Annotated in this window: 10 protein-coding genes; 6 read left to right on the plus strand and 4 right to left on the minus strand. The window is 62.4% G+C overall.

All coding sequences use genetic code 11. The features are described from left to right. The first annotated feature begins 72 nt into the window (after nt 1-72). Together CUJ91_RS04060 and CUJ91_RS04065 are read left to right on the plus strand one after the other, a co-directional pair. The gene (locus tag CUJ91_RS04060; RefSeq protein WP_006048516.1) at nt 73-2,358 is read left to right on the plus strand and encodes an arginine/lysine/ornithine decarboxylase; all 2,286 of its coding nucleotides are present in this window, start codon (nt 73-75) and stop codon (nt 2,356-2,358) included. A 2-nt stretch (nt 2,359-2,360) separates the two neighbouring features. Continuing rightward, the gene (locus tag CUJ91_RS04065; RefSeq protein WP_114155859.1) at nt 2,361-3,074 is read left to right on the plus strand and encodes a lysozyme inhibitor LprI family protein; all 714 of its coding nucleotides are present in this window, start codon (nt 2,361-2,363) and stop codon (nt 3,072-3,074) included. 41 nt (nt 3,075-3,115) lie between these two features. On the opposite strand, the gene CUJ91_RS04070 is transcribed toward CUJ91_RS04065, so the two are convergent. The 4 genes from CUJ91_RS04070 to zwf all read right to left on the minus strand — a co-directional run bounded on the left by CUJ91_RS04070 (nt 3,116) and on the right by zwf (nt 8,354). Beyond that, complete coding sequence (locus CUJ91_RS04070; protein ID WP_114155860.1) at nt 3,116-4,042, minus strand: bestrophin family protein; 927 nt, start codon at nt 4,040-4,042, stop codon at nt 3,116-3,118. A gap of 152 nt (nt 4,043-4,194) precedes the next feature. Further along, the gene (locus CUJ91_RS04075; protein WP_006048513.1) at nt 4,195-6,111 is read right to left on the minus strand and encodes a bifunctional transcriptional regulator/glucokinase; all 1,917 of its coding nucleotides are present in this window, start codon (nt 6,109-6,111) and stop codon (nt 4,195-4,197) included. After that, nucleotides 6,089-6,841: a 6-phosphogluconolactonase gene (gene pgl, locus CUJ91_RS04080; protein WP_114155861.1), complete on the minus strand. Its 753-nt coding sequence runs from the start codon at nt 6,839-6,841 to the stop codon at nt 6,089-6,091. Before pgl ends, CUJ91_RS04075 begins: the two co-directional genes overlap by 23 nt. 49 nt (nt 6,842-6,890) lie before the next feature. Next, nucleotides 6,891-8,354, minus strand: coding sequence for a glucose-6-phosphate dehydrogenase (zwf, locus tag CUJ91_RS04085; protein ID WP_114155862.1), 1,464 nt, complete (start codon nt 8,352-8,354; stop codon nt 6,891-6,893). 487 nt (nt 8,355-8,841) lie between these two features. On the opposite strand from zwf, the gene CUJ91_RS04090 reads away from it, so the two are divergent. The 4 genes from CUJ91_RS04090 (at nt 8,842) to CUJ91_RS04105 (ending at nt 13,233) form a co-directional block, all read left to right on the plus strand. Beyond that, on the plus strand, nt 8,842-10,089 hold the full coding sequence (locus tag CUJ91_RS04090; RefSeq protein ID WP_006048510.1) for an ABC transporter substrate-binding protein: 1,248 nt from the start codon (nt 8,842-8,844) through the stop codon (nt 10,087-10,089). A 153-nt stretch (nt 10,090-10,242) separates the two neighbouring features. Continuing rightward, nucleotides 10,243-11,181 (plus strand): carbohydrate ABC transporter permease, encoded by a 939-nt coding sequence (locus CUJ91_RS04095; RefSeq protein ID WP_114155863.1) that lies wholly within the window; start codon nt 10,243-10,245, stop codon nt 11,179-11,181. Beyond that, nucleotides 11,171-12,028 (plus strand): carbohydrate ABC transporter permease, encoded by an 858-nt coding sequence (locus CUJ91_RS04100; RefSeq protein ID WP_006048508.1) that lies wholly within the window; start codon nt 11,171-11,173, stop codon nt 12,026-12,028. Before CUJ91_RS04095 ends, CUJ91_RS04100 begins: the two co-directional genes overlap by 11 nt. An 89-nt stretch (nt 12,029-12,117) precedes the next feature. Next, nucleotides 12,118-13,233, plus strand: a complete 1,116-nt coding sequence (locus tag CUJ91_RS04105; protein ID WP_006048507.1) for an ABC transporter ATP-binding protein — start codon at nt 12,118-12,120, stop codon at nt 13,231-13,233. The last annotated feature ends 9 nt before the right edge of the window (nt 13,234-13,242 follow it).

Consider the following 13,242-nt stretch of genomic DNA (forward strand, 5'->3'; position numbering starts at 1 on the left):
GACCCACCAGGTACACAGGGTGACCGCTGCAATTTATCGAATGCAGCGGTCGTTCTTTTTGGAGAATCGCCCATGAAGTTCCGTTTTCCCGTCGTCATCATCGACGAAGATTTCCGCTCCGAGAACATCTCGGGTTCCGGCATCCGGGCTTTGGCCGAAGCAATCGAGAAAGAAGGCGCGGAAGTGCTCGGGTTGACGAGCTACGGCGATCTGACTTCGTTCGCGCAGCAGTCGAGCCGCGCGTCGTGCTTCATCCTTTCCATCGACGACGACGAGCTGCTGCCGTACGTCGAAAACGTCGTGGTCGAAGGCGAGACGCCGGAACTCGCGGCGGCCATCGTCGCGCTGCGCGCGTTCGTGACCGAAGTGCGCCGCCGCAACGCGGACATTCCGATTTTCCTGTACGGCGAGACGCGCACGTCGCGCCATTTGCCGAACGACATCCTGCGCGAGCTGCACGGCTTCATCCACATGTTCGAGGACACGCCGGAGTTCGTCGCGCGCCACATCATCCGCGAAGCCAAGGTGTACCTCGATTCGCTCGCGCCGCCGTTTTTCAAGGAACTGGTGCACTACGCGGAAGAAGGCTCGTACTCGTGGCACTGTCCGGGCCACTCGGGCGGCGTCGCGTTTCTGAAGAGCCCGCTTGGGCAGATGTTCCATCAGTTCTTCGGCGAGAACATGCTGCGCGCCGACGTCTGCAATGCGGTCGACGAACTCGGGCAACTGCTCGATCACACGGGCCCGGTCGCAGCATCGGAGCGCAACGCCGCGCGCATTTTCAGCGCGGATCACGTGTTCTTCGTGACCAACGGCACGTCGACGTCGAACAAGATCGTCTGGCACGGCACGGTCGCGCCGGGCGACATCGTGCTGGTGGATCGCAACTGCCACAAGTCGATCCTGCACGCGATCACGATGACCGGCGCGATTCCGGTGTTCCTCACGCCGACGCGCAACAACTTCGGCATCATCGGTCCGATTCCGCGCAGCGAATTCGAGCCGGAAAACATCCGCAAGAAGATCGCGGCGAATCCGTTCGCGCGCGAAGCGCTCGCGAATAATCCGAACCTGAAGCCGCGCATTCTGACCATCACGCAAAGCACGTACGACGGCGTGATCTACAACGTCGAGATGATCAAGGAGATGTTGGGCGAATGGCTCGACACGCTGCATTTCGACGAAGCCTGGCTGCCGCACGCTGAGTTCCACGAGTTCTATCAGGACATGCATGCGATCGGCGCGGGCCGTCCGCGCATCGGCGCGATGATCTACGCGACGCACTCCACGCACAAGCTGCTCGCCGGCATTTCGCAGGCTTCGCAAATCGTCGTGCAGGATTCGAAGAACAGCCGCTTCGACAAGCATCGCTTCAATGAAGCGTATCTGATGCATACGTCGACGAGCCCGCAGTACGCAATCATCGCGTCGTGCGACGTGGCCGCGGCGATGATGGAAGCGCCAGGCGGCACGGCGCTCGTGGAAGAGTCGATTGCCGAGGCGCTCGACTTCCGCCGCGCGATGAGCAAGGTCGACGCCGAATACGGTGACGACTGGTTCTTCAAGGTGTGGGGCCCCGACCAGTTCGCGGAAGAAGGCATCGGCTCGCGCGAGGACTGGATGCTGCGCCCCGACGATTCGTGGCACGGCTTCGGCCCGCTCGCCGAAGGCTTCAACATGCTCGACCCGATCAAGGCGACCATCGTCACGCCGGGTCTCGACATGAACGGCGATTTCGGCGAGACCGGCATTCCGGCCGCGATCGTCACGAAGTATCTGGCCGAGCACGGCATCATCGTCGAGAAGACCGGCTTGTACTCGTTCTTCATCATGTTCACGATCGGCATCACGAAGGGCCGCTGGAACTCGATGGTGACCGAGCTTCAGCAGTTCAAGGACGACTACGACAACAACCAGCCGTTGTGGCGCGTGCTGCCGGACTTCGTCGCGTTGCATCCGACGTATGAGCGCGTCGGGTTGCGCGACTTGTGCCAGCAGATTCACAGCGTCTACCGTGCGAACGACATTGCGCGCCTGACCACCGAGATGTACCTGTCGAGCATGGAACCGGCGATGAAGCCGTCCGACGCATTCGCGAAGCTCGCGCATCGCGAGATCGACCGCGTGCCTATCGACGAACTCGAAGGCCGCGTCACGTCCATTCTGTTGACGCCGTACCCGCCGGGCATTCCGCTGCTGATTCCGGGCGAGCGCTTCAATAAGACCATCGTCAACTATCTGCGCTTCGCGCGCGAATTCAACGAGCGTTTCCCGGGTTTCCACACGGACATCCACGGACTCGTCGGCGAAATGATCAACGGGCGCATCGAATATTTCGTCGATTGCGTGCGCGTCTGACGATGCGATCGACGTTGCTCGCGCGGGCTGTCATCTGTGCGCTGCTGCTTGGCGCCGCGCCGCTCGCGGCGCGCGCCGAAGTCGCGGCCGCCGATCCGATTGACGCGGCCATGCGCACCTGTCTTGCGCGCAGCGATATGTCGTCGACGGCCGGGCAGGTGCAGTGCATGGAGACGGCGCGCATCGGCTGGAAGACCGCGCTGGATAACGCATGGCAGCAGTTGCAGGGCGAGTCGCCGCAGACGCGCCGCAAGCAGTGGCAGAAGAGTCAGGCGAGCTGGCAGGCCTGGCGCGATGCCGACACGCAACTGCTCGCGGCGGTGTTCGCCACCACGCGCGGCACGATGTATGTGCTTGCCGCCGCCGATATGCAATTGCAGCCGGTGCGCGACCGCGCGCTCGTGCTGCGCAGCGCGGCGGCAGATGCGAGCGCAGGTGGGCAACCTAAGGCCGGTCGTTCGCGGAGCGGCCGTGTGCGCGCCTGTGCCGCCGACGCGCGCTGCGAACACGCGATGTTCGACATGAACCGCTACTACCGTCGTCTGCAAGCGAAAATGCCGGCGCGTTCGCGTTCCACGCTGACGCGCGCACAAAAGGCGTGGACCGCTTATCTGAACGCAAGCACGCCGCTCGTCGATGAACGCGGCCGCATCGATATCATCGGTGCGCGTGTGGCGACGCTCAAGCGCTTGTCGGAAACGGTCGGCAACGACTAGGCTTCTGCGCGCGCAGAAGCCGCCTCATCGAGACGAGAGCTTCAGGTCAACGCGTAGCTGTCGGCTTGCAGATTGGGCAGCGCGACCGCGGGTTCGCCGCGCAGATCGCGCAGTGCGTCTTCAATGGTGAGCGACATGGTGTGCAGCGCGAGGTCGTTGTCGTCGGTGCCGAACGGCTCCTCGATTTGCGACGCGATCGCTTCGTGTGCCATGAACGTGTACGCGACGAACACCGCGAACACCGGCGTGAAAATGCCGATGCTGTCGACGAGTCCGAACGGCAGCGACGCGCAGAAGAAGTAGACCGTGCGGTGAATCATCACCGAGTACGCAAACGGCAGCGGCGTGGAGGCAATGCGCTCGCATCCGCCGATCACATCCGACAAGCCATTCAGATTCCGGTCGAACGCGAGTACGGCCATCGGATCGATTGAGCCTTTTTGCGCCTGGCGCTGCACCCATTCGCCGAGAACCAGCATCAATGTCGCCGGTTGGTAGCGCGACGCCATCACGCGTTCGAACAGCGCAGGCGGCAGGCGCGCGGCGAGGTCTTCGCGCGGATCGCTTTTGCGAAGCTGATGCCGCAGCGCGTGCGGCAACGCGCCCAATGCCGCGCAAAATTCGGCCGCGTCTTCTTTGGGCAACGGCGTCGTTCGCAAGGTCAGCGCCTGACGAATGAGCGAACGCGCGTCGTTCAGCAGTTGACCCCAGAGCTTGCGCGCTTCCCACCAGCGGTCATAACTGGCGTTGTTGCGAAAGCCGAGAAACACCGCGAGAGCGATGCCGACGAGCGAGAACGGCGCAGTCGTGTTGAGGTTCAGCGAGATGGGCAGCAGATGATCGTGCGCCGCGACCGCAACGACCGAGATCGCGAAAATGAGGAACAGCCGGGGAAGCAACTGCGGAAGCACCGAGCCGCGCCACGCAAGCAGCATGCGGAACCAATGGAGATGCGGACGGATGATCATCGGTGTGCTGTGCCATGAGCGATGGAGTTTCTATTATCGCTTGTTGTTCGAGTCGCGCGATTGAAGCGCAGGCTCGAACGGGCAATGCTTTAGCAGAAAGCATGAAGGCCACGCCGTAGCGTGGCCTTCATGCAAGCCTCAATCTGCAAACGTCAATCGCGCGCCGATGAAGCCGCGCCGTGACTGAGCCAGTCGAGTACGGCGGTGGCGTCGTCGTCCGCGCCTTGACGCGCTTTCGCCACCGTTTCCGCGACGTCCGCGCTTGGCACGGCCCGGCGAATCGCCACGCCGACCGCGAGAATGTCGATCATCACCAGATGCAGGATGCGCGAGATCATCGAAAGCTGCGACTCGCGAATCTCGATGTGATCGGTTTCGAGCGCGACCGTCGCGCGCTTGGCCAACGGCGTGTTGCTCGACGTGATCGCGATCACTTTCGCGCCGGCCTGCATCGCGACATCGAGCACGCGCAGCAACTCGGGCGCGCGGCCCGACTTCGACACCGCGACGATCACGTCGCCCTTGCCGAGCAACGCAGCGGAAGCCGCCTGCATGTACAGATCGCCGTAAGCAATGGTCGGAATGCCGAAGCGGAAGAACTTGTAGTGCGCGTCCTGCGCGACGATGTTCGAATTGCCGAGGCCATAGAACTCGATACGACGCGCGCCGTTCAACAGATCGATTGCGCGTTCCACCTGCTCGAAGTTCAGATGCTCGCGCAATTGCAGAATCGCCGACACGGTGTTGTCGAGCACCTTCGCGCCGAAGTCGGTCGCGGTATCGCCGAGATGCACCTGGCTATGGCTCACCGGAATTGTGCCGGTCAAGCCGGTGGCGAGCTTCAGCTTGAAATCCGACAGTCCCTGGCAGCCGAGCGAACGGCAGAAGCGGATCACGGTCGGCTGACTCACGTCGGCCTTGCGCGCGATGTCGACGATCGGATCGTTGATGATCGAGCGCGGGTGGTTCAACGCGAGATCGGCGACGCGGCGCTCGGCCGGCGTCAACGCGTCGCGCATCTGGCGAATCCGCTCGAATACCGCCGACGAACTGCCGCCCGCGCGATTCGACAACTGCTCGGCGAGAATCGCGGACACGCCGAGAAAGGCCGGATATTCCGCGGTGATCACATACGTCGGCACGTTCTGCAAGTACGCCTCGAAGCGGCCCTTCGCCTCAAAGCGCTTGCGAAACGACGAGCGCGCGAAGAAGTCGCCGAGCCGCGGCACCACGCCGCCGCCGATGTAAATGCCGCCGAGCGCGCCCAGCGTCACCGCGATATTGCCTGCGAACGTGCCGAGAATCCCGCAGAACACATCGGCGGATTCGGCGGCGAGCGGCTCGCCTTCGAGCGCGCGCTTGACGATCTCGCGCGTGTCGACGTTGGCCGCCACGCGCTTCTTGTCGCGGCCCGCGAGCGCACGATAAATCACTTCCATGCCGGGGCCCGCGGCCACGCGCTCGAACGACACATGCGACCACTTCTTGCGCGCGTAGTGCAGCACGATGTCCTCGCGCTCGTCGGCGGGCGCGAAGGTGGCGTGGCCGCCTTCGCTGCCGAGCGCGATCCAGCGGTCGTCGGCGGGAATCAGGCCGGACACGCCCATGCCGGTGCCCGGACCGAGCAGGCCGATCACGCTATTCGGGCGGCGCGTGCCGCCGCCGACCTGCACGCGCTGCGCGTCGGTGAGGCCCGGCAAGGCCATCGCCAGCGCGGTGAAGTCGTTCACGACCAGCAGCGTGTCGAAGCCGAGCGCGCGGCGCGTGGCTTCGATCGAGAAGGTCCAGTCGTGATTCGTCATGCTGACCTGATCGCCGTCGACCGGGTTCGCAATTGCAATGGCCGCATGATTCACGCGGCCGATCTTCATGTCCTTCAGATACTTCTTGATGACCTCGGCAACACCGGGATACTCCGCGCACGGGTAGACCTGCACCGAGCCGATCTCGCCCGGTCCGGTTTCGAGCGCGAAGCGCGCGTTCGTGCCGCCGATGTCGGCGAGAAGCCTCGGTCCATCGGCGTGCTGGCCCGCGCCCGGAGCAGCCTTAGTTTGCACACCAGTAGACATCGAGTCTCACTCCCTTGTCGTTCGCCAACTGCGAGATGGCATTTTTTTGTAGCGAAGAGGCGGCGGCGTTCAGCACGTCCATCTTGCGCGGTCCTGCGATCAGCAAAAACAGGTGCTTCACTTCCTTCAACGCGGAAAGCGACCAACTCACGCGCGCATGCGGCGCGCTGCCGGGATGCACGGCGACGAAGCGCTCGCGCGTGGTGATCGCGTGATCCCACTCGGGTGCGTCGGCGAAGATCGACGCGGTGTGGCCGTCTTCGCCCATGCCGAGAATCGCGACGTCGGGCGCATTGGCAAAACGCGCGTCGGCGTTCAGCGCGGCGACGTGCGAATGCAGGTCCTGCGATGTGTCGGCGAGCGGCCAGAAGGTCGCGTTCTGCGCGGCGTTCTGCAGCAGCGTCGCGTGCGCGAGCTGCGCGTTGCTCGCGCTGTCCGTCTCGGGCACCCAGCGGTCGTCGACGAGGGTCACGGCGATGCGCGCCCAGTCGAAACTTTGCGTGGATAACGTCTGCAGGAACGGGCGCGGACTGCTGCCGCCCGAAACGGCGAGCAGCGCCGGGCGGGCCGCAGATGTCGTGGTGGACGTACCGGCCGTGGACGCGCCGGCAATACCGGCGTCCGACGTTGCCGCCTGGGCGGCCAGCGATGCATGTAGCGCGTCGCCGACTGCCTTCGCCAACGCGTCGGATTGCGCGCGTTGATCGTCGAAAGCGTGAAGCTCGATCACTTCTCCTCCGTGCTGCTTTTTTGTTAGCGCGGCGACCAGCCGCCGCGAATCAATTCTCTTCTTCGAGCCAGCAGGTGCCGTGCTGCGCGAGCATCGCGCTCGCCGCGGCAGGACCCCATGTGCCCGACGCATACGGCTTCGGCGGTTTGTTCGAAGCCTTCCATTCGTTCAGGATCGGTTCGACCCAGCGCCACGCGGCTTCCTGTTCGTCGCGCCGCACGAAGAGGGCGAGACGCCCGTTGATCACGTCGAGCAGAAGACGTTGATACGCTTCCATCTGCCCTTCGCGGAAGAACTGGTCGAACGCGAGATCGAGGTGAACGCTGGCGAGGTTCATGCCTTCGCCCGGCTGCTTCGCGAGACAGTAAAGACGGATGGTCTCGTTCGGCTGCAAGCGGATCACCAGACGATTCGCGCCCGCGCGCAACGCCGATGCGCCCAATGCCGAATGCGGCACCGAGCGGAAATTCACGACGATTTCCGCGACGCGATCGGCAAGCCGTTTGCCGGTGCGCAGGAAAAACGGCACGCCCGCCCAGCGCCAGTTTTCTATCTCGACCTTCAGCGCGACGAAGGTTTCGGTCGTGCTGTTCTGCTTCACGCCGGGTTCGGTCGCGTAGGCGGGCACGGCGTTGCCGCGGATCACGCCCGAATGATACTGGCCGCGCACCGCAACCTTGCCGATGTCGAGCTGATTGATGGGCTTGAGCGCGCGCAGCACGCGCAGCTTTTCGTCGCGCACCGAGTCGGAGTCCATCGAATGCGGCGGCTCCATCGCGACGATCGAAAGCAGTTGCAGCAAATGGTTCTGCACCATGTCGCGCAGCGCGCCGGTATTGTCGTAGAAATCGCCGCGCGCTTCGACACCGAGTTCTTCCGCGATCGTGATCTGGATGCTCTCGACCCATTCGCGGCGCCACAGCGGCTCGAACAAAGCATTGCCGAAGCGCAGCGCGAGCAGGTTCTGCACGGGCTCTTTGCCGAGGTAGTGGTCGATACGGTAGATCTGTTCTTCCGCGAAGATTTCGCCGACCGCGTCGTTGATTGCATTCGACGACTTGAGGTCGTAGCCGAGCGGCTTTTCTAGCACGATGCGCGCGTTTTCATTGAGCCCCACCGACGCGAGCGCGCGGCAGATCGGCACGAAGAGCGACGGACCCGTAGCGAGATAAAACACGCGGATGCCGGGCAAGTCCTTCACCGCATCGCGCAGCAACGTGAAGTCTTCGGGATTGCCCAGGTCGATCTTCACGAACTCGATGCGTTCGAGAAAACTGGCCCATGCCGCTTCGTCGACACCGTTCTTCGATACATGCGGCTTGACGTGCTCGTTGACCCACTGAAGATATTCGCCGCGATCCGCTGCGTGGCGGGCCACTGCGACGATCTTGCCGCTGTCGGCCAGCATGCCGCCCGCACGGTGTGCTTCAAACAGTGCGGGGAGAATCTTGCGCATCGACAGATCGCCGGTTCCGCCGAAGAGAACGAAGGTGAAACTTGAATCGGTTTGCATGAGTCTCCGTCGATGTCCTGGGGCCGCCGCGCCAACCGCTCGCTCCTCGCGAACAGGCGACCGTAGTCCGATAAAATATTTTTTGACACTGAATTGTAGTTTAACTACAATCCAAATCAAGAGGTAGCGCTAATTCGATGAAAAAAGCGTGCGCTGCATGTCAGTTGCACGTTTCGCGAATCGGCCAACGTCCCCTGCATGTTAACGGACATTGCAAACGGACATTGCATTGCCGGCATGGGCCAGCCTCGAGTCTGCCGCGCGACGCGGGCGGGCAAAAATCAAAAGAGGAGACAGTCAGTTGCATCCCGAATCACTCATCTCTTGAGCTTCCAGCGGCCGGACATCGGTCCGCCGGCACATGCCTTAACGCATGCGCCCGACCGTGCTCGATCGCCCAGTGTTTTGCCTGTTTGAACCAACCACAGCACCCTGGCGACATCAGGGGCCATTTGTTTTTTGTTCAGGTGTCTGGAGGAGATAAGCAATGAAATTTCGCGCGATCATGGGCGCTCTGTGCGCCGCGGGTCTGATGTGTGGCGTCTCGGCCGTGCAGGCTGCCGAGTCGGTCGAAGTGTTGCACTGGTGGACTTCGGGCGGCGAATCGAAAGCCGTCGGCGTCCTCAAGGACGACATGACGAAGCAGGGTTACACGTGGAAGGACTTTGCGGTTGCGGGTGGCGCGGGCGCGGCTGCCATGACGGCACTGAAGACGCAGGTGATCTCGGGCAATGCACCGAGCGCCGCGCAGATCAAGGGCCCGCTGATTCAGGACTGGGCTTCGCAAGGCGTGCTGGTGCCGATCGACTCCGTCGCGGGCGACTGGAAGAAGAACCTGCCGCCGGAAATCGACAAGATCATGCACGCGGACGGCCACTATGTCGCGGCGCCGTTCTCGGTGCATCGCGTGAACTGGCTGTACATCAATAAGGCGGCGCTCGACAAGGCAGGCGGCAAGGTGCCGACCACGTGGCCTGAATTCTTCGCGGTGGCCGACAAGATGAAGGCCGCGGGCATCCAGCCGATCGCGATGGGCGGCCAGCCGTGGCAAGACCTGACGCTGTGGGAAGACGTCGTGCTGTCGCAAGGCGCGGACTTCTACAAGAAGGCGCTGGTCGACCTCGACGAAAAGACGCTGACTTCGGACAAGATGGTCGGCGTGTTCGACACGGTCCGCAAGATCCAGGGTTACTTCGACGCGGGCCGCACGGGCCGTGACTGGAACCTGGCAACGGCGATGGTCATCAACGGCAAGGCCGGCATGCAGTTCATGGGCGACTGGGCGAAGGGCGAATTTGCCAACGCCGGCAAGAAGTCGGGCGCGGACTACGTTTGCGCCGCCGTGCCGGGCACCGAAAAGTCGTACACGTTCAACGTCGACTCGTTCGTGTTCTTCCAGCAGAAAGGCCAGAAGGCGGCAACGCCGGGTCAGCTCGCGCTCGCGAAGACGATCATGACGCCGGAGTTCCAGGAGCAGTTCAGCCTGAACAAGGGCTCGATTCCGGTTCGTCTGGGCGTCTCGATGGCGAAGTTCGACGACTGCGCGAAGAAGTCGTACGCGGATGAACAAACGGCGATCAAGTCGGGCGGCTATGTGCCGTCGCTCGCTCACGGCATGGCTCAGCCGGATGCGGCAGCCGGCGCGATCTCCGACGTCGTCACGAAGTTCATGAACTCGCAGCAGGATTCGAAGAGCGCAGTGACCGCGCTCGCGAAGGCAGCGAAGACCAAGTAAGTGAAGTAGCGAAGGGCGCGTCCGTCGAATGGATTAAGCGGGCGCGCCCTTCGCGCCGTTGATCGCGTGAATTCGCGCAATGCGGTGTGCGCTGTTTGCACTGCGCCTCGCATGCACGCGGCTTCACCTGACAGTTTCAGCAGGAGTCGAGTAGTGACTGCTTCTATCAGCGGAAACGGGAAAACGGCTAGCGTCGCCCGCCGCACGTCGCCCATGGCGGCCCTTGCCGATCGCTGGATTCCGAAGCTGGTGCTCGCACCCAGCGTCGTGATCAGCCTGATCTTCGTCTATGGCTTCATCGCCATCACCGGCTATCTGTCGCTGTCCAATTCGCGACTGATGCCTCGTTATGATTTCGTCGGTCTGGACCGTTATCGCGAACTGTTCGATAACGACGTGTTCTGGACCTCGGCTGTGAACCTCGGCTGGTTCGGCATTCCGTTCATCGGCATTTGCATCGGCCTCGGTCTCTTTCTCGCGATCCTGCTCGATCAGCAGATCCGCAACGAAGGCGCATTGCGCGCGGTGTTTCTGTATCCGATGGCGCTGTCGTTTATCGTGACCGGCACGGCGTGGCAATGGATCATGACGCCGAGCATCGGCCTCGAAAAAGTTTTCCACGACTGGGGCTGGACGAGCTTTTCGTTTAGCTGGCTGGGCGACCCGGACAAGGCGATTTTCTGCGTAGTGATCGCGGCGGTATGGCAATCCACCGGCTTCGTGATGGCGCTCTTTCTTGCGGGCCTGCGCGGCGTGGACGGCGAAATCTTCAAGGCCGCGCAGATGGACGGCGCGAATCTGCCCACCATCTATCGCAAGATCGTGATTCCGAGCATGCGTCCGGTGTTCTTCTCGGTGCTGCTGATTCTTTGCCACATCACGATCAAGACCTTCGACCTCGTCGTCGCGTTGACGGCGGGTGGTCCGGGCACGTCGTCGTCGCTGCCGGCTATCTTCATGTACACGTTTTCGTTCAATCGCGGGCAACTCGGCGTCGGCGCGGCATCGTCGATGATGATGCTCGCAACCGTCGTGGCCGTGCTCGTGCCGCTCATGTATCTGGAATCGAGGAGCACCCGCAATGCAGCCTAAGATGACGATCAGCCGTGCCGTCATTTACGCGGCCTTGGTCCTGTTTGCCCTGTACTTCCTGTTTCCGCTGTACGTGATGCTGTCCACGTCGTTCAAGGACATCGACCAGTTGCGCACCGGCAATCTGCTGACGCCGCCTACGCACTGGACCGTCGATCCGTGGATCAAGGCATGGAGCGGCGCGTGTACGGGTGTGCGTTGCGACGGCATGCAGCCGTTCTTCATGAACTCGGTGCGGATGGTAATTCCGGCGGTGCTGATCTCGTCGATCATCGGCGCGTTCAACGGTTATGTGCTCACGCACTGGCGTTTTCGCGGCGCCGATCCGATCTTCACGATGCTGCTGGTCGGCTGCTTCATTCCGTTCCAGGCGATCCTGCTGCCGATGGCGCGCTTCGAAGGCTTTCTCGGCCTGTCGAACACCACGACCGGCCTGGTGGTGGTGCACGTGATCTACGGTATCGCGTTCACGACGATGTTCTTCCGCAACTTCTACGTGAGCATTCCGGCTGAACTCGTGAAGGCGGCGCGTATCGACGGCGCGGGTTTCTTCACGATCTTCACGAAGATTCTGCTGCCCGTGTCGCTGCCGATTTTCATGGTCTGCCTCATCTGGCAATTCACGCAGATCTGGAATGACTTCCTGTTCGGTATCGTGTTCTCCGGCGTCGATTCGATGCCGATCACGGTGGCGCTGAACAACCTCGTGAATACGTCGACGGGCGTGAAGGAATACAACGTCGACATGGCCGGCGCGATCATCGCCGCATTGCCGACCTTGCTCGTCTACATCATCGCCGGACGCTATTTCGTGCGCGGGCTGACGGCCGGCGCGGTGAAGGGCTAACGCCTCGCAAACCATCCGAGCGCGGCGGCGTGTCCCGGCGCATAAACAAGACGTTTTCAAGCAGTACCAGAGACTAGAGGATTCACAGCATGGCAAGCCTTTCCATCCGTGACGTGTACAAGACCTACCCGAACGGGGTGCCGGTTCTGAAGGGTGTCAACATCGACATCGAAGACGGTCAGTTCCTGATTCTGGTCGGCGGCTCGGGCTGCGGTAAGTCGACGCTGCTCAATATGATCGCCGGCCTCGAAACGGTGACCAAGGGCGAGATCCAGATCGACGGCAAGACGGTGAACAACCTGTCGCCGAAAGATCGCGATATCGCGATGGTGTTCCAGTCGTACGCGCTGTATCCGTCGATGACGGTGCGCGAGAACATCTCGTTCGGTCTGAATATCCGCAAGGTGCCGAAGCAGGAACAGACGCAGATTGTCGACCGCGTGTCGAACACGCTGCAGATCACGCATCTGCTGGATCGCAAGCCGGGTCAGTTGTCCGGCGGCCAGCGTCAGCGCGTGGCAATGGGCCGCGCATTGGCGCGCGACCCGGTGATGTTCCTGTTCGACGAACCGCTGTCGAACCTCGACGCCAAGCTGCGTATCGAGATGCGTTCGGAAATCAAGCTGCTGCATCAACGCCTCGGCACGACGATCGTCTACGTGACGCACGATCAGATCGAAGCGATGACGCTCGGCGACCGCATCGCCGTGATGAAAGACGGCATCGTCCAGCAGTTCGGCGCGCCGCAGGAGATTTACGACTCGCCGTCGAACCTGTTCGTGGCCGGCTTTATCGGCGCACCGCCGATGAACTTCATCCAGGGCAAGCTCGTCGAGCAGGGCGCGGGCGTGGGTCTCGAACTCGATACGGGCATTGCGCGCACGGCGCTGAATCTGCCGTTCGACTCGGCGAAGGTCAAGTCGCACGTGGGCCGTGAAGTGATTCTCGGCTTGCGTCCCGAGCGCATTACCGATGCTCGCGGCGCGCATGGCGATCACGCGAAGCTGCAACAGATCGAAGTGAAGGTCGACGTGATCGAGCCGACCGGACCGGACACTTTGGTATTCGCGCAGGTCAACGGCAAGCGCGTGGTGAGCCGCGTGCACCCGGCGTCGAATCCGCAGCCGCTGACGAATACGACGCTGCTGTTCGATACGTCGAAAGCGGTGTTGTTCGATCCGTCGAATGAAGAGCGCATCGCCTGATTTTTTGGT

It is taken from the genome of Paraburkholderia graminis (genome assembly GCF_003330785.1).
GTDB lineage: Bacteria > Pseudomonadota > Gammaproteobacteria > Burkholderiales > Burkholderiaceae > Paraburkholderia > Paraburkholderia graminis.

What these genes read in the sequence shown, in the direction of transcription:
- CUJ91_RS04060 (WP_006048516.1), top strand. Translation starts at nt 73, where the DNA reads ATGAAGTTCCGTTTTCCCGTCGTCATCATCGACGAAGATTTCCGCTCC.
- CUJ91_RS04065 (WP_114155859.1), top strand. Translation starts at nt 2,361, where the DNA reads ATGCGATCGACGTTGCTCGCGCGGGCTGTCATCTGTGCGCTGCTGCTT.
- CUJ91_RS04070 (WP_114155860.1), bottom strand. Translation starts at nt 4,042, where the DNA reads ATGATCATCCGTCCGCATCTCCATTGGTTCCGCATGCTGCTTGCGTGG.
- CUJ91_RS04075 (WP_006048513.1), bottom strand. Translation starts at nt 6,111, where the DNA reads ATGTCTACTGGTGTGCAAACTAAGGCTGCTCCGGGCGCGGGCCAGCAC.
- zwf (WP_114155862.1), bottom strand. Translation starts at nt 8,354, where the DNA reads ATGCAAACCGATTCAAGTTTCACCTTCGTTCTCTTCGGCGGAACCGGC.
- CUJ91_RS04090 (WP_006048510.1), top strand. Translation starts at nt 8,842, where the DNA reads ATGAAATTTCGCGCGATCATGGGCGCTCTGTGCGCCGCGGGTCTGATG.
- CUJ91_RS04100 (WP_006048508.1), top strand. Translation starts at nt 11,171, where the DNA reads ATGCAGCCTAAGATGACGATCAGCCGTGCCGTCATTTACGCGGCCTTG.
- CUJ91_RS04105 (WP_006048507.1), top strand. Translation starts at nt 12,118, where the DNA reads ATGGCAAGCCTTTCCATCCGTGACGTGTACAAGACCTACCCGAACGGG.